Below are 20,594 nucleotides of genomic sequence, written 5' to 3' on the forward strand. Positions count from 1 at the left end.
GAATGGACCCCGATGGCACACACCCCCCACCCTGTGGCCGCTTCATCACGCGATGCGGCGACCACCGAGAGCGTGGCGACCCCGAACTCGGCCGTCGCGCCGGTCCGGGTTCACATGACCGGCGCGGAGTGGTTCGCAACGACCAGGGGTGGGCTCAACCGCTACTTCACGGACCTCTTCGACGCGATGAAGCGTCATCCCGGCGTGGACGTCAGCGGCAGTGCCTTCGGTGCCCCGAGCGACGGCGGCAATTCTCTCGGACCTGCTACCGGGTCCACCTTCCGGCGGGTCCGCACCGCCTTCGGTGATCGGATCGGGGCGTCGGAGAACGCGGTTCTGGACCGGCATTTCGCGCTCTACGGTCCGCCGCGTCGCGGATTCGGCGGAAAACGACCACTGGTGGTGCACTTCCATGGTCCCTGGGCCGACGAGAGTCGAATGTCGGGGGAGAGTGAGCGGGCTGTTCGGGCCAAGTATCTTCTCGAGCGGCTTCGTTATTCCGGTGCCGATCGGTATGTCGTTCTCTCCGAGCATTTCCGAGCCCTTCTCGCCGATCGTTACCACGTACGTCCCGAGCGCATTCGGGTCGTGCCGCCGGGGGTCGATCTCACCCGGTTTGTTCCTGCCCCGTCGTCGCGGCGGCCGATGTTTCTGTGCGTGCGTCGGCTGGAGAAGCGCATGGGTATCGATGTGCTCATCGATGCCTGGCGGCAAGTGGTCGCCGGATACCCCGACGCCCAGCTCGTCATCGTGGGAACCGGAAGTGAGGAATCGTCGCTTCGTGGCCAGGTACACGATCACGGGCTCACCGGGTCGGTCACCTTCGAGGGCAATGCGAGTGATCAGCGGCTTGCAGAGCTGTACCGCGAGGCCCTGGCGACAGTGGTCCCGACGGTTTCGCTGGAGGGCTTCGGGTTGATCGCCCTGGAATCGATGGCCGCCGGGCGGGCGCCGATCGTCACCGATTGTGGCGGGTTGCCCGACTCGGTCCGCGACTTCGATCCGTCGCTGATCGTTGCACCCGGTGATGCCGATGCCCTCGCCGACCGGCTGTGTAGAGCGCTGACCGGTGATCTGCCGGACCCCGCACGATGCCGTGCGCAGGCAGAGAAGTTCACCTGGGATGTGGCGGTCGACCGGCACATCGCGATGTATCGGGAGTTGTGCTGAATGACCCGCGCACTGTTCGTCCTCCATACCGCCGAGTCCTCCGGGGCCGAGCTGGCCGCGCTGCGCCTGGCCGTGGCGATGCACGAGATGTCCGCGGCCCCCGCGTCCTCGGCCGCCGGCACCGTCGAGGTCGCTGCGGCTTTCGCCGCCGACGGAGACGTGGCCGACCGTATGCGGGCCAAGGGGATTCGTACGCACCTGCTCGCTACAGAGCACAACAGTGGCGCCATGACGATCGCGGGCCGGTCGATCCGCCGGCTGGTGGTCGGTGCCCTCGGCCTGGCACGCGTCGGATGGGAACTCGGTGCATTGGCGCGCGAAGAGCGCGCCTCGGTCCTCGTGGCCGAGACGACCAAGGCGCTGATCATGTCCGCGATCGCGTCTCGTCGCGCCGGGATTCCGGTGGTCTGGCACGTGCACGACCGAGTGACGGCTGAGTATTTCGGGGCGCCGCTCGCCGTGGTCGTCCGGTTGTTCGGATGGCTGGTGAGTTCGGCCTACATCGCCAACAGCGAAGGCACCGCGAACACCCTCGCGCGGTGGCGCCGGCCGACGGCGGTCGCCTACCCGGGTGTCACCCTGCGCGACGATCTCGAGCGTTCACCGCAGCGGCCGGCCGACGACGTGGTGGTTGCCATGGTGGGCCGGCTGACGCGATGGAAGGGCCAGGATCTGCTCTTGCGGGCGATCCGTGACCAGCCGATCGAACCTCGGCGGGTGCTGCTGGTCGGTGGGACGTTCTTCGAGGAGCCCGAGTACCGGCACGAACTCGAGCAGTACGTCGCGTCGACAGGGATACCCGTGGAGTTCACCGGACATGTCGACGATCCGGAGAAGTACATGAGCGAAGCCGACATCCTGGTCCATTGCTCGGTGATGGTCGAGCCCTTCGGCCAAGTCGTCGTCGAGGGCATGAACGCGGGATGCGCGGTCATCGCGTCGAGGCCGGGAGGCACCACCGAGATCGTCGAGGACGGTGTGAACGGACTCCTCGTCGACTCGGGTGACCGTTCGCAGCTGGCCGACGCCCTGGCGAGGCTCATCGCAGACGTCGGTCTGCGTACGACGCTGAGTACCAACGGCCGCCGGCGGGCCGAGCGTTTCGACGTTCGCCGATCGGCCGTCGAGGTCACCGAATTCCTTGCCTGGATCGCGACGCCGAAGGTGGCCCGATGACCGGAGAGAAGCGCGTCCGCGCTCGATTCAGCGTGTTCGCGATCGCCCGCGACATCATCTTCGTGATGCTCGGCAAGTACGGGCAGTACGTGGTCACCCTGGTCACGCTGCCCCTGACGGCCCGGATTCTCGGCACCACCGGAGTCGGCCACCTCGCGATCGGCATGTCGGGATACTTCATCGGTTCACTCGTCGTCGACCTGGGCATCACCTCGTTCCTGGCCGCGCGCGTCGGCGACGACGACATCAACCAGATCCGGGGCAACTACTTCGCGATTCGCGCCACTGTGCTGTCCGCGGTGGGCATCAGCCTGTTGGTGGGCCTGATGATGCACGCGGGGACACACGTCTGGATGATCCTGCTGGGCTTGTTCGTCGGAGGCTTCTCGGCGATCTCCGAGGATTGGTTGCTGATCGGTGCGGGACGTTTCGGATCGTCGATCCTGTATCAGGCGTCGGGACGCATCGTGTATCTGGTCCTGCTGTTCACCCTCCTCCCGCAGTTCCCCACGGCGACCACCGCCCTGATGTGCCTCTTTTACTCATCGATCCTGTCGGTCTCGCTGACCTGGTGGGATTCTTTGCGCCACTTCGGTCTTCCCCCGCGACCGCGCGACGTCGGGTGGATCCTGCGGATCGGCGGACCGGTGTTCGCCTCCCGATTGCTGGTGTCGACCTATGGGCAGGGAGCACCCGCGGTGTATTCATCGGTGCTCGACGCGGCGTCGCTGGGACTGTACTCGGCGTCGGACCGGGTGGTGCGTGCCATCCAGGCGATGCTCGATCCGATCGGGCTGGCGTTGTTGCCGCGAATGGCGCAGACCGGCGAGGAGCGTTTCTGGGGCCGATCGATGCGCGCGCTGGCGGCAATCGTCGGCGTGGCCACGGCCGCGACGGTATGCGTCTGGGTGGCGGCGCCGCTGATCGTCAACGTGGTGTTCGGTGCCAAGTTCGCCGGCGCGATACCCATCATGCGATTCGAATCGCTGATTCTCCCGGCCACCGCGATCACCTCGTTCTCCACGACCGCGGTGCTCTCGGTGCTCGAGGATTCCATCGGCGTTCTCATCGGTGCTGTCATCGGCACGGTGATCACGATCTGTTCGGTGTTGATGACGATCCAGACGCGGTCGGTGTGGACACTCGTCTACGGAACCATCACCGCGGAATGCTGTGTCGCGGCGTGGTTTGCCTTCCGACTGTGGCGTCATGCCGCGAACAACCGAACTCCGCGGCAGGTGGTCACAGAGCCCGTGGAGCCCGCCGGAGTGGCACCGGGCGAAATGAGGAATGCATGAAAATCCTCTTCGTCGGTGACGACTGGATCGGGAGCAACGCACGTTCGCTCGCCGATGGCTTCCGTGCCGCAGGCCACGACGTGGTCGTCATCGACAGCACACGCGTCACCCTGCCCGCCCGCCTCTCCGCGTCCTGGACCTACTCGAAGGCGGCCCGACGCCGAGCGCCGTGGGTGGTCGACCGTCTCCATGACGAGATCGATTCGGTGGCGCACGATTTCCGGCCTGACATGCTGTTCTGCTACAAGACTGTCCACCTCGACCAGGATCGGCTGCTCAATATCCCGGCGGCGCTTCGTGTTCATTACAGCGCAGACGACGTCGCCAACCCGTACAACATCACCGACGCCTATCTGAAGTCCGAACACCTGTGGGACCTGATCGTCACCACCAAGCGCTACAACGTACCCGAAGTGCTCGGTCGAGGTGGCAAGGCCGCCCTCTTCGTCTGGAGCGCATACGATCCGGCGTGGCACTTTCCGGCCGCCCGAAGGGGCCGAGACCACCACCGCATCGGCTTCATCGGCGCGTGTCGAGATGACCGGCGGGACCTGATGATTCGTCTCGGGCGCCGCTACGGAGACGACCTGCTGGTGCAGGGTCCGGGGTGGCGAAGGGTGGCCGCCCTGCAGGCAACCCAAGCCGTGGTCACCGGTCCCGCCTACGGGCAGGAGTTCTCCGTCGCCGTCGCCAAGGTCGAGGCCAACCTCGTCCTCCTGAACTCCGACAACCGGGATAGACACACGTGCCGCACCTTCGAGATCCCCGCGGCGGGTGGACTTTTCGTGGGCGAGCGGACCGACGAACACGCCGAGTTGCTCGATGACGGCACAGAGTGTCTGCTCTTCTCCGACGAGGACGAGTTGCACTCGCAGCTGGCCTTGGTCAGGGAACACCCGGAGCGCGCGAGCGGTATCGCCCGCGCAGGGCATCGGCGGATCACCGAGGGCGGCCATCGGTACCTCGACCGCGCACGGCGTATCGTCGAGGAGGTCACATGATGACGTGGCTTCCCGGGGGTGTGGCAGAGGTCTGGATCGTGGCGTCCGCACTTGCCGTCCTGGCCGGTGCTGCGTTCGCCATTCCGGGTATCACTCGGGTCTTTCTCCTGGCGCAGGTCCTGTACTGGAGCATGTCCTACATCGCCAGGCCGGTCCTGTTGCTGGTCGTGGCGCCCCAGCCGCAATTCGGCGACAACGTCGCCGATCCGCGTCTCTATTCGATCGGATACGACCTCGGGATCGCGCACGCGTTGCGGCCCGTGGCATTCGGGATGTGGTTCTACGCTTTGCTCGTCGCTGCATTCGCCCTCTGGGTGCGCCTGCGGCCGAATATGTGGGCGTTTCTGACCCGACCGCTGACCGGCAACCGGAATCTGATCCTCACCATGTGGGTCTGTTACGGCATAGGCTCGGCCGCACGACTCTCGGCGTGGGCGAGCGGCGTAGCGGGCAGCGCCGGTGAAACACAGTCCAGCAACCCGGTTCTCGATCTCGTCGGCTTCTTCGCTGCAGTCGGGGCGCTCGGTTTGATCGTGTACGTCGACTCACCGCGGCGGTGGGTTACGGTGACGGTCATCTGCGGGCTCTCCGCGGGCGAACTGTTGTGGTCGGTGCTTTCCGAATCGAAGACCCCGGTACTCGGTGCGGCGCTGGCCATTGCGGTGCGATTCGCTGCTCAGGGCTGGAACTGGCGTAAGACCGTGGGAATCCTCGTCATCGCGGTGCTCGGTATCGGTGGATTCGGTTGGCTGCAGTCGTTCAAGGCCACGCCGGAGGACCGCCTGGCCGCCACGATGGTCGATGCCGCCTACCCGGCCTCGGTCCGACCGTATCTCAGCATCTTTCGGAGATTCGATCTCCTCGAGGCGGCGACCGATACCTACTATCTCGCCGGAGAACATTGGTTGACGCCGGGTCTGTATCTGAGCACCGGACTGAAGAGTCTGATCCCCAGTCAGTTGCTCGGTGCAGAAAAACTGCAGTCCGGCACGGCGTGGGCGCAGCAGGTGCGCGGGGTGTCGGTGGACATGACCGATATCTCGGTCTCCCTGGCCGAGGGCAATGTGAACGAGGGATACGCGGTCGCAGGTTATCCGGGCATCGTCTTCGTGATGACGGCGACCTTCGCCCTGCTCGTATTCGGGGTGTACAGCCTCGGTTCGGGTCGGATTGTGCTCATCGTCGCCGTGGGGATGGCGATGGTCGAGTATCCGATCCTGTTCGAGCGCGGTTACCTCGGGATCATGGAGAACCTGGGCAAGACGTTGCAGGCCGGCATCGCGGTCTGGATCATCGGCATCGGGGTCCGGCTGCTGACCCGACCGGCATCGGTGCCACACATCGACGGACTCCTCGGTCCGAATGACCTTGACGACGGACACCATCCCACCGACGACGTCGGGAGTGGGTTCGTCTCCGATTGCGATGCGCTGACCGAAAGGGTCGGCGAAGGAGTAAAGCTGTGAGTGGAGTGGAAATCTGGCGTATCGTGCGGCGCCGCTGGTGGATTGTGGCAGCGACGACCCTGGTGGGCTTGGTCGCCGGCTACGGCTACGCGCATACGACACCGAAGAGTTACCAGGCCACCAGTCAGGTCTATGTGACGATGGCGACCGGAACGTCGGTGAACGACGCATACCAAGGTGCACTCGCGGCGCAACAGCGCGTCGTCGGCTACACACAACTGGTCACCAGCACCTCCGTCGCCGAAGCGGTCATCAACGAACTGTCCCTCCCGGAGACGCCGGCGGAATTGCAGGGCCACCTCAGTGCATCGTTCACGCCGGGTACGGCGTTGATCACCATCAACGTCACCGAAGACAGCGCGGCAGAGGCGAAGGCGGTCAATGACGCCGTGGTCACGCAGTTCCGCGCCCTCGTCGGGCAATTGGAGCGCACGGTGGCGGGGGCGGCGCCTGCGGCGCAGATCAAGGTCGTCAATCCGGCGCTGGAGCCGTCCGGACCGAGCGCCTCCGGCCTGGGGCCTGCGCTCGGTGCTGGTGGTCTCGTCGGGCTGCTCCTCGGCGCTCTGCTGGCGCTGCTCGCGTATCGATTCGACAACCGCATACGGACGGCATCCGCGGCCGAGCAGGCTCTTTCCGCGCCGATCGCGCTGACGATGACGCCGTCCTCCGACGATGCGGAGCGGACCCAATCGCGTCGTCTCCGCGATCTGATCTCCCGGGGTGGCACCGGCGCCACGTCCTGCGTGGGGATCGTCGGTCTCGCCGACGCCGATGTGATGTGGGTGGCGCGCGACACCGCGGAGGCCTTCGCCCGATCCGGCAAGGCGGTGGTGGTGATCGACGCCGACCGGGGCGTCGCCGACCACGCTGCCGACGATGATCATCGGGACGCCGTGACGTGGGCGCCCGACGCAGGAGCGGCACTGCCGGAACGGATTCCCGAGTCCGAGGTGACCATCGTCCGACTCGATGTCGACCGCGGTGAGGTCGCGGACGTCATCGTTGGACGGGCGTTCGCCGATGCCGTCGCCGGGTTGGCCGAGCGTGCCGACATCGTGCTGATGGTGACGCCGCGGGTACGTGACGGAGTCATCGAGCTACCGCCGGCCTCGTTGTGCGACTTCGTGATCGGGGTGGTACCCGCCACGGCTGCGCGGCGTGGCCCACTCCGTCGCGCCTATACGCAACTCGTCGAGTCCGGGGTGTCGTTGCGTGCCCTGGTGGTGGCCGCCGCCGCGCCGAAGCGTTCCGCCGGCCCGCAGCGGGCGACGGCGCCTGCGGCCGACGACCCCGACGCGGTGACGTCGCCCGTGGAGGATCACGTCGAACCACAGAATGCCGCAGCAGAAGCGGTCCAGGACGACGCCGCAGCAAAGATCGTCCCGGACGAAGACTCCGTCGATCGGGAGTCGCCGGTTGAGGAGGAGTTCGAAAACTCCGCCGAGGTATGTGAAGAGAGCACTCGGTGATCAACGCTGATCAAGAACAGCACCGCGGTCTCGGACGCCGACGTGTACTCGGTGCCGTGATCGCCGGCGCTGTGGCGACCGGCCTCGCCGGGTGTGCCGACGGTGACACCGGGGTGAGCAGCGCCGAGCCCGCCGATCTTCCGGTCGTGGGGGCGTTGCGTAATGTCAAGAGTTTCGGTGCCGTCGGCGACGGAAAGGCCGATGACACCGCGGCGATCGGCAAGGCCGTGGCGTCGGGCGAACCCGGCGCCGTGTATCTCCCGGCCGGGACCTACCGGGTGACGTCCTGGCCCGAGATGCCGGACCATCTCTCGATCGTCGGGGACGGCGGGGACCTCAGTCTCGTTCTCTACGAGGGATCTTCGACATTGATCTCCATGTCCGGCAAGCAGCGGATCCGGTTTGACCGGATGGGGATCTGGGTGACCCACCCCAAGGCGACGGCGTTACAACTCGACGGGTGTTTCCGTTGCACTTTCACCGGGGTGGTCGTTCGCGGCGGCCATACCGGCGACACCTATCCGGATTATCTCGGACAGCGAGGAATTGTGTTGAGCGGCAACACTGGCGGCACCGCTCTCATCGACTGCGACATCAACAACTTCGGGGTGGGCATCGAGACCTCGTGCATTCAGAACTACCTCACGTCGTCCAAACTGGCCACCAATCACACCGGAATCCTGGGTACGGGTAACGACGACAACGCCGGGATGGCGGTCACCAACTCCGAGTTCGTCTCGGATACCGGCGCGAACACGACCCAATACCATGTGCGCGTCGACGGGGCGGCCAACGACTGGTGGTTCACCAACGTGTGGTTCGAGGGCGCCGACATCGCCCTCTCGATCGGTCGATCGGGGGTGGGTGGCCCGAGCCAGTTCGGGATGGTCAATTGCAAGGTGGCAGCTCGGACCCGCTGCATCGAGCTCGATCATTGTCGTCAGCCCTATCTCGCGAATGTCATCTTCGACAGCGACGACCGCACCGCACCCGAAGAATTGCGCATCGACGCCGGTGACTGCCCTGAGGGAACCGCGGTGAATCTGATCTCGTCGTCGTCGGACACCATTGCGGGATCGGTGTTTCCCAGTGGGTGGAATGTGCTGGGACGCAGGTCTTTTTCGCCTGCACCGGTGAGTGGGACCCTGGTGACGCAGGGTGGTCGAGTGGGTCAGGACGCAGTCCAGGTGCGGGGTACGGACGGCGGTGTGCAAGCTGCGGTCCTGTCCAATGGCACGTGGCTGTCCGATGATCCGAGCGCCGGCATCGTCCTCAAGGATGCCAAGGGTGGCTACTGGCGCCTTGTCGTGACGCCGGATGGACGGATGACCACCGACTCCCTGGGATCGGTGAGGCCACGATGAGCGCCGGAACGGGCACGCCACGTGTCGCGCTGGTGCACGAGCGGTTCACCGAGATCGCGGGTTCCGAGCACGTCGTCGAGCAATTGGCGCTGCAATGGCCCGATGCCCCGGTGTTCGCATCGTTGTCAAGACCGGGCGGCGTACCCGAACCGATCCGTGACCGACTCACGACGACCGCGCTCGAGCGGGCCTACCGAGCACTGGGTGAGCGGTCATATGCGCCGTGTATGCCCTTGATGGGCAAGGCATTTCGAACTCTGCCACTGGAGGGCTTCGACGCGGTCGTGGTCAGCCATCACGCTTTCGCCGTCCAGGCGGCACTGGCCACCTCCGCGCCGGTCGTCGCCTATGTCCATAGCCCCGCGCGTTGGGCCTGGGACGTCGAGTTCCGCAAGCAGGAGGCCGGTGGGCGCGTCGCGGATGCCGTCCTGGCGGGTTTGGCGGCTGCGGCGCGCAAGGGGGAATTGTCCGCACGGGATCGCGCGACGGTGCTGGTGGCCAATTCCCATGAGGTACAACAACGGATCTCGCGCTGGTGGGGCCGGGAGTCCGAGGTGGTTCACCCGCCCGTCGATACCGAGGGCTACACTCCCGATCCCGGTGTCGACCGCGAGGATTTCTTCCTTCTCGCAGGCCGGCTGGTGCCCTACAAGCGACCCGACATCGCGATCACCGCTGCGCGGCGTGCCGGGGTGCGACTCGTGGTTGCCGGAGACGGACGGGCCGCCGAACAATGTCGGCGGCTCGCCGGCGACGACACCACGTTCCTGGGACGGGTCAGCCATGAGCAACTCCTCCGTCTTCATCGCTCGGCTCGTGCCCTGCTCATGCCGGGGATCGAGGACTTCGGGATCGTGCCGGTCGAGGCGATGGCCACCGGCACACCGGTCATCGCACTCGGCGCAGGTGGCGCCCTCGACTCGGTCATCCCGGAGCTCAGCGGTCAACTCGTCGCTCCGGGTACCGATGACGAAGTGATCGAGTCGTTCGCTGACGCACTCACCACTTTTCGTCCGTCGGACTACGACCCGAGCCGCGTGCGCGGATGGGCCGAGGGCTTCTCGCGGCGCAATTTCCGAAACAAGATGCGTGCCATAGTCGATCGGTCGGCGAGGTTCTGATGTCACTCTCGGTGTGTATACCCGCTCACAACGCTGCCCGTACCCTGCAGGCCACGCTCGACTCCGTCCTGCAAAATGATGCGGAGTTCGAGTTGGTGGTCGTCAACAACGCCAGCAGTGACGCCACCGAGGAGATCGCCAGGTCGGTGTCGGATCGGCGGGTCGTCGTCCACTCCACCGACGAGTTCCTGAGCATCGGCCATTCATGGAACAGAACGGTGTCGCTCTCGACGGGCAGCCTCGTGAAGGTCGTCTGCGCAGACGACCTGATCGAGCCCGATGCCCTCGACCGGCAGTCGTCGGTCATGGCCGACGATTCGGTCACCTTGGCCGCGTCGCGTTACGACGTCATCGATGAGTTCGGGAACCTCGAGGAATCGGGACTCGGACTGCAAGGGCTCGAAGGGCATCGCGACGCACGTGCGGTGTTCCGCACCGTCGTCCGTGAGGGACCGGCCGGTTTCGGCCCGACGGCGAGCGCCATCTTCCGGCGAGAACTGTTCGATCGGGTTGGCGGATTCCGTGGTGACCTCGTGTTCCCGATGGATGTCGATCTCTTCGCACGGATCGCAGCGTTCGGCCGGTTCTACGGTGATCCGGGCGCGCTCGCCTCGTGGCGCAACTCGAGGTTCAATCTCTGCGCGCAGACGACGTCGCAGTCGAAGGTGGCCGAGATGTTCCACGGCAATCGTCGTCTGCGCGCGGAGCATCCCGATCTGGTGTCCGCGGCGGACGTGTTACTCGGGGATCTTCGATTGTTCAACGCTGGGTTGACGCGTGTGGGGGCGCGCGTGGCAAGGATGGTGAATCATGGCGCACAATGACTTTCGAGATTTTGTAAACGTACGGATCGGTCCGCGAGTGCTCGCCGGACACGAGATCACCCTGCGGTCGGCTCGGTTCGACGATTTCGATGACTGGCGGTGTATCCGGCTCCGGGACCAGTCACGGATCGAGCCATTCTGGATCACCGACCCGGCACCCTGGAGTGAGCGCCACACCCGGCGTCGCTGGGTGCGGGAGTGCCTCGAATCACGCACCGCGGCAAAACAACAGAACGCACTGTCGCTCGTCATCGATGTGGACGGGCGGCTTCGTGGGCAATGCGGCCTGAGCGAGGTCGACTTCCATCAGTCCAGCGCAGAACTCGGTGCGTGGGTGGATGCCGAACTGCCGGGTGCCGGTGCGCTCGCGGTGGCCATGCTCATCGATCACGCTACGCGGGAGTGCGGTCTTACTCGGGTCATCGCCATCAATCGCGGTGCGGAGTCCCCCGCGGGACGCCAATGTAGACGGCTCGGTGCTCGGGTCGAGGCGGTGATGGCCGAGGCCCTTCACGTGGGCGGCGAACGCAGCGACCACACTGTGTGGTCGCTGCGTTCAGACGACCTACCGCCGAACGGCTTGGCGAACACGGTGCTCGGCATGTACGAGAATGCGCCCACTCGCAGCAGCTCAGAGCACCCTGCGCCCAGTCCTCGCCGCGCGCATCTCGGAGTCGGCATGCTGATTGCGCGGGAACGACTTCGGTACCTCGCCGGACAACTGCGGCGCGAGTGGCGCGACCGAAGGCAACCCACCGCGCCCGACCTCGGACGTCCCGGCGTGGACCCGATCATCTTGCGTGCGCAGCGCCGGACCAGCGGGGGGAACGCGACGGGGACCGACTACGACGTGCTCGTCGACGGCCGATTCGTCGGTCGGTGCGGTCTACGCACGACCGATTGGGTGCGGTCGACCGCCGAACTCTGGTTGTCGATCTCGTCCGGGGCCCGAAACGCGGACATCGAAGCGGCAGAGCGTGATGCGGTGGGAAGTGATGAGACGGCGCGTAATGAGAAGGCTGCGCAGCCCCTCCACGCACGTGTCCTCGGTATCCTCCTGCGTCACGTGTTCGACGATCTCGGCATGCACCGTGCTGCCCTCCTGCTCCTGCCGTCCGATACCGCGGAACTCGTAGCCGTCGACGACGTCGGGATGACTCGCGAGGGATCGGCCCACGCAAGCATCGATCTGCGAGGACGACACGGAGACCATGAACTCTGGGCGATCATCGAGCCCACCTGGCGCCGACAGGCATCGGACCGATCAACGGGTAAAGGCTATGCACGAACATCTGAATAACCCACATCTGTCTGCCCCGGTTCAGCCGGGAGAATTGATTTCCCGCATGTCCCGAAACACCGCAGGCGCGGGCCGTCGTGGGATCTCGGCGCTGGCTCCCCACCGCCATGATCCGGTCCTCGCCGCCCTGGATGCATTTGTGCTGATCGCGCTGGCGGTACTCGCCGGCCTCCATTCGGGTGGAACGGAATTGGGTCTGGGGATTGCCGCTGCGGCGGCCGTTGTCGCGGCTCTGGACATGGCCGGACTGTACCGGCCACGCCTGACCCTCTCGGCCCTCGACGACCTGCCGCGATTGGCCGGTTGGTCGATCGTCGCGTGTGCACTGATCGTCACGGTGATCCGACCGGGAGTCGAGATCGGGCGCGCGATGCTCTACACCGCCGCGATCTGTTTCGTCCTGTTCGCCCTGCGGGTGTTCTATTACGCCGCCGTCCGCACGCGGCGCAGCCGCAGTGGCTCGCGTCGCATGCGTTCCGCCGTGATCGGGGACGGCATGATCGCAGTCGAACTGATCGAGGCGACTCGCGAGCAACCCGGTCTCGGGGTCGATCTGGTGTTGGCGGTCAGTGTCGACCCGATGGATGAGCTCGCGGCGACCGGCGTTGCTATCGAGCAGTCGGGCACCGGGATACGGAAACTCGTCGACGAGTACGACATCGACGCGTTGTTCGTGTCGTTCAGTTCGGTACCGGATTCGTCCCTCGTGTCGCCGCTGCGTGAGTGTGACGAACTCGACTGTGAAATCTTCGTGGTACCGCGACTTTTCGAGTTCACCGCGTTGAACAAGGATATGGACCGCATCCACACGATCCCGTTGATCCGACTGCGCCGCGACGCCGTCCGAACGTGGTATTGGAAGCTCAAGAGGGTCTTCGACCTGACTTTGGTGAGCGTCGCACTGATTGTCGCGAGTCCGTTCCTCGCCGGTATCGCCTGTGCGGTCAAGATCTCCGACCCGAAGGCGCCGATCCTGTTTCGTCAGCACCGGATCGGTCGCAACGGATGTTCCTTCGACGTCCTCAAGTTCCGGTCCATGCGGCCGGTCCCCGCCGCGGCATCCGATTCGGAGTGGCAGCCCGCCGATGCCGACCGGATCGGCACTCTCGGACGATTCATGCGCAAGACATCTCTCGACGAGCTCCCGCAGCTGTGGAATGTCTTTCGCGGTGACATGTCGATCGTCGGTCCTCGTCCGGAACGGCCGCACTTCGTCGAACAGTTCGAAGGCGCCGTACCGAGCTACGCCGACCGGCACCGAGTGCCCGTCGGTCTGACCGGTTGGGCTGCCGTTCACGGGCTTCGGGGTGATACCTCGATCGCCGACCGGGCGCTCTACGACAACTTCTACATCGAGAACTGGAGCATCTGGCTGGACATCAAGATCATCGTCCGCACGGTCGGATCGGTGTTGAAGGGAACCGGTGGCTGATGCATGAGCTCACCGATGGTCCCATGATCTGTCGGCTGTGCGGCAGTTCCCGCCTGCGGAGCATCCTCGATCTGGGGGCGTCTCCGCCCTGCGAACGGTTCTTGACCGCAAGTGGTCTCGACCAGATGGAACCGACCTACCCGCTGCACCTGCGCCTGTGTGAGGAGTGCCTGCTGCTGCAGATACCCGCTCTGATCACCCCGGAGGATACCTTCACCGAGTACGCGTACTTCTCGTCGTACTCGGATTCCTGGGTGGCACATGCTCGTTCATTCGTCGATGCGGCGACGACGCGCGTCGGACTCGACCGCGATTCGTTCGTCATCGAGGTCGCGAGTAACGATGGCTATCTGCTACGTCACGTGGTCGACGACGGAATCGCCTGTCTCGGAATCGAACCGTCGGCAAATGTCGGGGAGGCGGCGCGCGCGAAGGGGGTGCCGACCGAGACGGCGTTCCTCGATGAGGGACTCGCCGAGCGTCTCCGGGTCGAGCGCCGGCCCGCCGATCTCGTGGTCGCCAACAACGTCTACGCGCACGTCCCGGACCTGCTGGGATTCACCCGCTCGCTACGTGCCCTGGTTGCCGATGACGGGTGGGTGAGCATCGAGGTCCATCACGCGCTGAACCTGGTGTCGCTGGGGCAGTTCGACACCATTTACCACGAGCATTTCCAGTACTACACGGTGCTCAGCGCCTCGCGGGCACTGGCGACCGCCGGATTGGTCGTCGTCGACGTGGAGATGCTGAGCACCCATGGTGGCTCGATCCGGTTGTGGGCGAGACCCGATGCCGTCGGCGCGGTGCCGCAGACCAGCGTGGCGATCGCGCTCGAGATCGAGCGGTCCGCAGGCCTGCACGAGGTGGCGGGATACCTCGGACTGCGAAACAAGGCGGAGTCGATTCGCCAGGAACTGGTGCGGTTCCTTCTGGATCAGCGCGCGCTGGGCAAACGGGTCGTCGGGTACGGGGCGCCGGGCAAGGGCAACACCCTTCTCAACTACTGCGGCATCCGTCCCGACCTGTTGGAGTACACGGTCGACCGAAACCCCTACAAACACGGCAGATTCACACCGGGCACCCGGATTCCGATTCATCCGCCTGGCCGCATCGACGAGGATAAACCGGATGTGGTGGTGGTCCTGCCGTGGAACCTCGAGACCGAGATCACCGCACAACTGCGCCACGTCGCCGACTGGGGCGCCGAGTTGGTGTACCCGCTACCGCAGCTTCGAAGAGTTTCCCACGATGCCGAGTCCGCCGGAGGTCGTTGCTCATGAAGGTCGTGTTGTTCTGTGGTGGTCATGGAATGCGCATGCGCAACAGCGTCGACGATTTCGTCCCCAAGCCGATGCAGATGGTGGGTCCGAGGCCACTGATCTGGCACGTCATGCGGTACTACGCGCATTTCGGGCACACCGAGTTCATCCTGTGCCTGGGATACGGAGCCACCCACATCAAGGAGTACTTCCTCGAGTACCGGGAGACCGCCTCCAACGATTTCGTCATGCGCGATGGTGAGGTCGAACTACTCGACGCCGACATCAGTGACTGGTCGATCACCTTCGTCGACACCGGGATCGACTCGGCTATCGGTGAGCGATTGCGTCGGGTACGCCGTTTTCTCGGTGATGACGAGTACTTCCTGGCCAACTATGCCGACGTGCTCACCGATGCGCCGCTCAACGACATGATCGACGAGGTGAAACGCCGTGGTGCGGCGGCATCGATGATGCTTGTCCCGCCGCAGTCGTCCTTCCACTGCGTGGAGGCGACCGAGGACGGCGTCGTCACGGCGATCACGCCCGTGTCGGAGTTCCCGATCTGGGAGAACGGCGGATTCTTCGTACTCACGCCGGAGATCTTCGATCACCTTCCCGAGGGGGGCGACCTGGTCGCCGACGTGTGTGGTGCGCTGACCCGGCAAGCCCGTCTGTTCGCATACCGCCACACCGGATTCTGGAAGCCCGCCGACACGTTCAAGGAGCGAGCCGAACTCGATGCCCGCTACCACCGCGGCGACTGCCCGTGGATGCTCTGGGAGGGTCGGGAGTCCGATCAGGATCTCCCCGAGGACATTTCGGCGGCGCAATGATCGACGTGCGTACCGGAATCATTGCTGAGGTCGCGCTGCTGGCCGCGCACTGCGACGACATCCCGATCGGGATGGGCGCAACGCTGCTGACCATGGCGCGCGCCCACCCGGGTCTGCGTGTCCGCGCATTGGTCCTCACCGGTGCGGGTACTGCGCGGGAAGTCGAGGAACGTGCGGCGCTCGCGGCGTTCTGCCCGGGCGCAGACATCGATCTGACGATCCTCGATTTCCCCGACGGTCGCACGCCGGCACAGTGGAACGAGGTGAAAGATGCTCTCGGAGCGTTCCGGCGCGATACCGATCCGAGCTTGGTATTCGCGCCGCAACGCCGCGACGCGCACCAGGATCACCGACTACTCGCCGAACTCGTGCCGACCGAGTTCCGTGATCATCTGACACTGGGATACGAGATCCTCAAATGGGAGACCGACACCCCGACCCCGACCGTGTTCGTTCCGATCGCCGAAGATGTTGCCCGCGAGAAGGTTCGGCTGCTGCACGAACACTATCGATCGCAGTTGCCGCACGACTGGTTCGACGAGGCGTCCTTCCTGGGTTTGTCACGGCTGCGTGGGGTCCAGTGTCGCAACGATCATGCCGAGGCCTTCGTCCTCGACAAAGCGATCCTGCGAATAGGAGAATGACATGCGTGTTCTGGTGACCGGACACCAGGGATACCTGGGTACCGTGATGGTCCCGATGCTGATCGCGGCCGGACACGAGGTGGCGGGCCTGGACAACGGCTACTTCGCCGACTGTATCCTGGGGCCAGTGCCCGCCGACCCGCCGCTGGTGGGTGCCGACCTGCGCGACGTGACGCCCGATCAGCTCATCGGATTCGATGCGGTGGTCCACCTTGCGGCACTATCGAATGATCCGCTCGGCGCGCTCGAACCGGACGTCACTCATGAGATCAACCATCACGCATCGGTGCGACTGGCACGCGCGGCCAAGGATGCCGGTGTCGGACGATTTCTTTATGCGTCAACGTGTTCGGTGTACGGCGCGGCCGGTGCGGGACTCGTCGGTGAGGACGCTGCGTTGCACCCATTAACGCCGTACGCCGAGAGCAAGGTGCGTGTCGAGGCCGATGTCGCCGCTCTTACCGACTCGAGCTTTGTTCCGGTTTTCCTGCGCAACGCAACGGCTTTCGGTTTCTCCCCGCGCTTGCGCGCGGACATCGTGCTGAACAATCTGGTCGGCCACGCGGTCCTCACCGGTGACGTGCGCGTGCTGTCGGACGGGACGCCCTGGCGTCCGCTGGTGCATGCACAGGACATCGCGCGGGCATTCATCGTCTGTCTGACCGCGCCGGCCGAGGTGGTCGGTGCCCGCGCCTACAACGTCGGCACTGAGGCGAACAACCTGACCGTCGCCGAGATCGCCGAGGGGGTGGCACAGACGGTGCCCGGTTCGACCCTGCTGATCACCGGTGAAAGCGGGCCGGATCCGCGGTCGTATCGCGTCGATTTCTCGCGTGCCCGTGACGAACTCGGCTTCGAGGCGCAGTGGACGATCCCGGCGGGCGCGAAAGAATTGTTCGAGGCATACACCGCTTACGGACTGACCGCCGACGCGTTCACCCGACGGTTCACCAGGCTGGCCCGCCTGCAGTCGCTGCGCGACGGCGGCCATCTCGATCCCACGATGCGCCGGATCACCGCAGGTGCGTGAGCAAGTCATGCCAGCTGCCCGCCGACCGATCGCGCGGGGAGATCATGGTGACCGGTGCCGGCCAGGCGATCACGAGATCGGGATCATCGTAGGCAACGCCGATGTCCTCGGCGGGATCGTGCGGGCGGTCAATGCGATAACACACGTCGGCGGTCACCAGAGCCTGGAATCCGTGGAGGAATCCCGCTGGGATGTAGAGGTGAGCGAACTCCTCATCGTCGAGACGGAAGGACTGATGATGGCCGAATGTCGGGGAGCCAGGCCGGATGTCGATCACCACGTCGTGAACGACTCCGTGAGCGCAGCGGACGAGTTTGGCCTCGCCGCGGCCGGAACGCCCGTGCATTCCTCGGATCACCCCGGCCGCCGAGCGCGACTGCGAGTCCTGGATGAAAGTCGCTGCAGCACCGGGACGGTCGAGGTACGCGTCGAAGATCTCGGCGTCGAAGGTGCGAGTGAACAGTCCTCGATCGTCGCGATGCACATCGGGCGTCATCACAAGCACATCTGCCAACTCGGTGGTATCGATTCGCACGAGGTCATCGTCGCATGAGCGGCTGCCGGGCGTGTGCCAGAACCGAACTCACGCGAGTACTCGAACTGGGGTCGGTGCCCGCCGCCGACCACTTTCCGCCTGCCGCGCAACCGGTGTCGCCCGCGGAGGCCGCTCATCCGGCGGCGATGGCGCTGTGCGGCCGATGCGGTCTGGCGCAGTTGGTGGACGATGACACCGTGGTCCAGGAGGCGCGCGGCATCGAACCGCAGGCCCTGATCGATCAAGCGGCTGCAGCGGTGGCCGACGCTGCGGCCGCAGGATTCCTCCGTGGTCGGACGGTCACCGAATTCGGCAGCCCGCACGGCGGGACCTGGATACCCCATCTGACCGATCGGGGTTTCGCCCAGGTGCCCCACGATCATCCGGGCGGGGCGGACGTGGTGATCGATTCGCTCGGCATCATGCACGACGCTGACCAAGCGGCGGCGTTCGTTCGTCGCGCCGCGGTCACTGCTCCAGACGGGGTTTTGCTGCTGCAATTCCATTCGCTGCACACGATCGTCACGCAAGGACAGTGGAATGCTCTACGGCACGGGCACTTCGCCTACTACTCGCTGCCGTCCTTGCAGCGCCTCCTCGGAGCAGTCGGGATGAGTGTGGCCACCGCGTGGACCTACGACCTCTACGGCGGCACCATCATGGTTGCCGCAGTGCCCGGCGATGTGAAGCCGGACGGCAAGGCCGCCGAGATCCTCGAACGTGAAGCCGACATGACCGAACCCGCGATTGTGCGAACCCTGCAGTCGGCGATCAACGGTCATGTCGATGGTCTTGTTGCATGGCTTCGGGCGCAACGCACCGCGGGGGTGCGCGTATATGGGTACGGTGCGTCGTCGCGAGTGGTGGCTCTGCTGAGCCTGGCCGGGGTCGATTCGTCATTGCTGAGCGCGATCGCTGACGCCTCGCCTGACAAGCAGGGCCGGCGCATGCCCGGCTGCAACATTCCGATCATCTCGCCCGATGATCTTGTGGCCGCCGCTCCGGACCAGGTGCTGCTCACCGTGCCCGACCTGTTGGGTGAGGTGTCGGGCCGGTATCCGGCACTGGCGGGCCGATGGGTCGTCGATGGGCCGGATGCATACGACATACCGCCTGGAGTTGGTGAGAGGACGTCCACATGATCGAGCGCCGAGTCTTCACCGAATCGAATCGTCTGCAGGCACAGCTGCATCACATGGTCCCCGGCGGTGCACACACCTATGCCCGGGGAGCCGATCAATATCCCGACGGCATGGCTCCGATTCTGGTGCGCGGCTCCGGCGCGCGGGTATGGGACGCCGACGGTAACGGTTACGTGGAGTACGGTATCGGGCTGCGTTCGGTCTCCTTGGGTCACGGCTATCGGCCAGTGGTCGACGCGGCGTACGCCGCGAGCCTGAACGGTATGAATTTCAGCCGCCCGACAACGCTGGAAGCTTCTGCCGCCGAGGACTTTCTGGCGCTCGTCCCGGGTGCTGACATGGTCAAGTTCGCCAAGAACGGTTCCGATGTCACCACCGCGGCGGTCCGGCTGGCGCGGGCGGCGACCGGTCGTGATCGCGTGGCGATCTGCTCGCACCCCTTTTTCTCGGTGGACGTCTGGTTCATCGGGACCACCGAGATGTCCGCGGGTGTCCCGGACAACGCCTATGCCAACAACCCGCGATTCACCTACAACGATCTCGAGTCGTTGCGCAAGGTGTTCGACAAGCACCCCGATGAGATCGCGGCGGTCATCCTTGAGGCGGCCACGGCCACCGCAGAACCGAAGCCGGGCTTTCTCGAGGGCGTTCGTCAGCTGTGCGACCGACACGGCGCGGTCCTTGTGTTCGACGAGATGATCACCGGATTCCGCTGGTCGGAGCACGGTGCGCAGTCGGTGTACGGCGTTACACCGGATCTGTCGTGCTGGGGCAAGGCGATGGGCAATGGGTTCCCGATCTCTGCGCTTGCGGGCTCGCGTGAACTGATGGAGCTCGGCGGGTTGAACACCGACGCCGATCGCGTGTTCCTGTTGTCGACGACGCACGGTCCCGAGACCGCGTCGCTCGCCGCCTTCCGGGCCGTGGTGGCCGCCTATCGTGATACAGATCCTGTGGCGGCAATGGAGTCGGCGGGCCGTCGACTTGCCGACGGGGTCAATGCGGCCGCCGCCGAATACTCCGTAGCAGAGGCAGTGTCGGTGATTGGCAGGCCGTCGTGCCTGGTGTTCGTCACCCGGGGTCCAGACGGTCTGCCGTCGCAGGAGTACCGCACCTTGTTCTTGCAGGAGATAATTGCACGCGGAGTGCTCGGCCAGTCGTTCGTGACCTCTGCCGCACATACCGACGCCGACGTGGATGCGACGATCGAGGCGGTGTGCGGGGCATTGCCCATATATTCGCGGGCGTTGGAAGCGGGCTCAGTGGACAGATTTCTCCGCGGCCGCCCGGTCGCCCCCGCGATGCGGCGTAGTGCGGCGCCGCGCCGTCTGTGCAGTTGAGCGGACATATCTCGGGTGGGTCCGGCATCGTCCGGCCCGTCAGATTTCACACCACCTTGACACTGTGGCGGTCCGGAATGCTTTCTGGAGATCACCCCGGCCCGTAGGCTGGGTCCATGATGGCTGACCGGTCTGGGGGTGGACCAGGGGGTCGCGGTGATGACGCGTGACCCGGACCGTCCTGGTA

At 65.3% G+C, this 20,594-nt stretch carries 18 protein-coding genes; 17 read left to right on the plus strand and 1 reads right to left on the minus strand.

Annotated elements, in window-relative coordinates; genetic code table 11:
• Window positions 1–114: 114 nt before the first annotated feature.
• From J6U32_RS08505 to J6U32_RS08575, 15 genes are read left to right on the plus strand one after another with little or no spacing between them, the layout of a single operon-like run.
• The gene (locus J6U32_RS08505) at window positions 115–1,170 is read left to right on the plus strand and encodes a glycosyltransferase family 4 protein (protein WP_208796015.1); all 1,056 of its coding nucleotides are present in this window, start codon (window positions 115–117) and stop codon (window positions 1,168–1,170) included.
• A complete protein-coding gene (locus J6U32_RS08510) occupies window positions 1,171–2,346 on the plus strand; it encodes a glycosyltransferase family 4 protein (RefSeq protein ID WP_208794680.1) in 1,176 nt (391 codons plus the stop codon). It begins immediately after the preceding gene.
• Window positions 2,343–3,644 (plus strand): lipopolysaccharide biosynthesis protein, encoded by a 1,302-nt coding sequence (locus J6U32_RS08515; protein WP_208794682.1) that lies wholly within the window; start codon window positions 2,343–2,345, stop codon window positions 3,642–3,644. The genes J6U32_RS08510 and J6U32_RS08515 overlap by 4 nt, the downstream gene beginning before the upstream one ends.
• On the plus strand, window positions 3,641–4,645 hold the full coding sequence (locus tag J6U32_RS08520) for a CgeB family protein (RefSeq protein ID WP_208794683.1): 1,005 nt from the start codon (window positions 3,641–3,643) through the stop codon (window positions 4,643–4,645). The genes J6U32_RS08515 and J6U32_RS08520 overlap by 4 nt, the downstream gene beginning before the upstream one ends.
• Window positions 4,642–6,111 carry a hypothetical protein gene (locus J6U32_RS08525; RefSeq protein ID WP_208794685.1) on the plus strand — a complete coding sequence of 490 codons (1,470 nt, stop codon included), beginning with the start codon at window positions 4,642–4,644 and terminating at the stop codon, window positions 6,109–6,111. The genes J6U32_RS08520 and J6U32_RS08525 overlap by 4 nt, the downstream gene beginning before the upstream one ends.
• Window positions 6,108–7,580 carry a Wzz/FepE/Etk N-terminal domain-containing protein gene (locus J6U32_RS08530; protein WP_208794687.1) on the plus strand — a complete coding sequence of 491 codons (1,473 nt, stop codon included), beginning with the start codon at window positions 6,108–6,110 and terminating at the stop codon, window positions 7,578–7,580. Before J6U32_RS08525 ends, J6U32_RS08530 begins: the two co-directional genes overlap by 4 nt.
• Window positions 7,577–8,944, plus strand: coding sequence for a glycoside hydrolase family 55 protein (locus J6U32_RS08535; protein ID WP_244332716.1), 1,368 nt, complete (start codon window positions 7,577–7,579; stop codon window positions 8,942–8,944). Before J6U32_RS08530 ends, J6U32_RS08535 begins: the two co-directional genes overlap by 4 nt.
• Window positions 8,941–10,065: a glycosyltransferase gene (locus J6U32_RS08540; RefSeq protein WP_208794688.1), complete on the plus strand. Its 1,125-nt coding sequence runs from the start codon at window positions 8,941–8,943 to the stop codon at window positions 10,063–10,065. The genes J6U32_RS08535 and J6U32_RS08540 overlap by 4 nt, the downstream gene beginning before the upstream one ends.
• Entirely contained in the window at window positions 10,065–10,889 is an 825-nt protein-coding gene (locus J6U32_RS08545; RefSeq protein WP_208794690.1) for a glycosyltransferase family 2 protein, read from the plus strand. Before J6U32_RS08540 ends, J6U32_RS08545 begins: the two co-directional genes overlap by 1 nt.
• Window positions 10,876–12,189 carry a GNAT family N-acetyltransferase gene (locus tag J6U32_RS08550; RefSeq protein ID WP_208794692.1) on the plus strand — a complete coding sequence of 438 codons (1,314 nt, stop codon included), beginning with the start codon at window positions 10,876–10,878 and terminating at the stop codon, window positions 12,187–12,189. Before J6U32_RS08545 ends, J6U32_RS08550 begins: the two co-directional genes overlap by 14 nt.
• Before the next feature lie 46 nt (window positions 12,190–12,235).
• Entirely contained in the window at window positions 12,236–13,621 is a 1,386-nt protein-coding gene (locus J6U32_RS08555) for a sugar transferase (protein ID WP_208794694.1), read from the plus strand.
• A 23-nt stretch (window positions 13,622–13,644) separates the two neighbouring features.
• Window positions 13,645–14,901 (plus strand): class I SAM-dependent methyltransferase, encoded by a 1,257-nt coding sequence (locus J6U32_RS08560; protein ID WP_208796017.1) that lies wholly within the window; start codon window positions 13,645–13,647, stop codon window positions 14,899–14,901.
• Complete coding sequence (locus tag J6U32_RS08565) at window positions 14,898–15,716, plus strand: glucose-1-phosphate cytidylyltransferase (RefSeq protein ID WP_208794696.1); 819 nt, start codon at window positions 14,898–14,900, stop codon at window positions 15,714–15,716. The genes J6U32_RS08560 and J6U32_RS08565 overlap by 4 nt, the downstream gene beginning before the upstream one ends.
• A complete protein-coding gene (locus J6U32_RS08570) occupies window positions 15,713–16,360 on the plus strand; it encodes a PIG-L deacetylase family protein (RefSeq protein ID WP_208794698.1) in 648 nt (215 codons plus the stop codon). Before J6U32_RS08565 ends, J6U32_RS08570 begins: the two co-directional genes overlap by 4 nt.
• A 1-nt stretch (window position 16,361) precedes the next feature.
• The gene (locus tag J6U32_RS08575) at window positions 16,362–17,390 is read left to right on the plus strand and encodes an NAD-dependent epimerase/dehydratase family protein (RefSeq protein ID WP_208794700.1); all 1,029 of its coding nucleotides are present in this window, start codon (window positions 16,362–16,364) and stop codon (window positions 17,388–17,390) included.
• Here the strand turns inward: J6U32_RS08575 and J6U32_RS08580 are convergent.
• Window positions 17,374–17,925, minus strand: coding sequence for a dTDP-4-dehydrorhamnose 3,5-epimerase family protein (locus J6U32_RS08580; RefSeq protein ID WP_208794702.1), 552 nt, complete (start codon window positions 17,923–17,925; stop codon window positions 17,374–17,376). The genes J6U32_RS08575 and J6U32_RS08580 overlap by 17 nt on opposite strands.
• Window positions 17,926–17,939: 14 nt before the next feature.
• On the opposite strand from J6U32_RS08580, the gene J6U32_RS08585 reads away from it, so the two are divergent.
• Window positions 17,940–19,067 (plus strand): transferase, encoded by a 1,128-nt coding sequence (locus tag J6U32_RS08585; RefSeq protein ID WP_208794704.1) that lies wholly within the window; start codon window positions 17,940–17,942, stop codon window positions 19,065–19,067.
• Window positions 19,064–20,407, plus strand: a complete 1,344-nt coding sequence (locus J6U32_RS08590; RefSeq protein WP_208794706.1) for a glutamate-1-semialdehyde 2,1-aminomutase — start codon at window positions 19,064–19,066, stop codon at window positions 20,405–20,407. The genes J6U32_RS08585 and J6U32_RS08590 overlap by 4 nt, the downstream gene beginning before the upstream one ends.
• Window positions 20,408–20,594 lie beyond the last annotated feature (187 nt).

Source organism: Gordonia polyisoprenivorans (genome assembly GCF_017654315.1).
GTDB lineage: Bacteria > Actinomycetota > Actinomycetes > Mycobacteriales > Mycobacteriaceae > Gordonia > Gordonia polyisoprenivorans_A.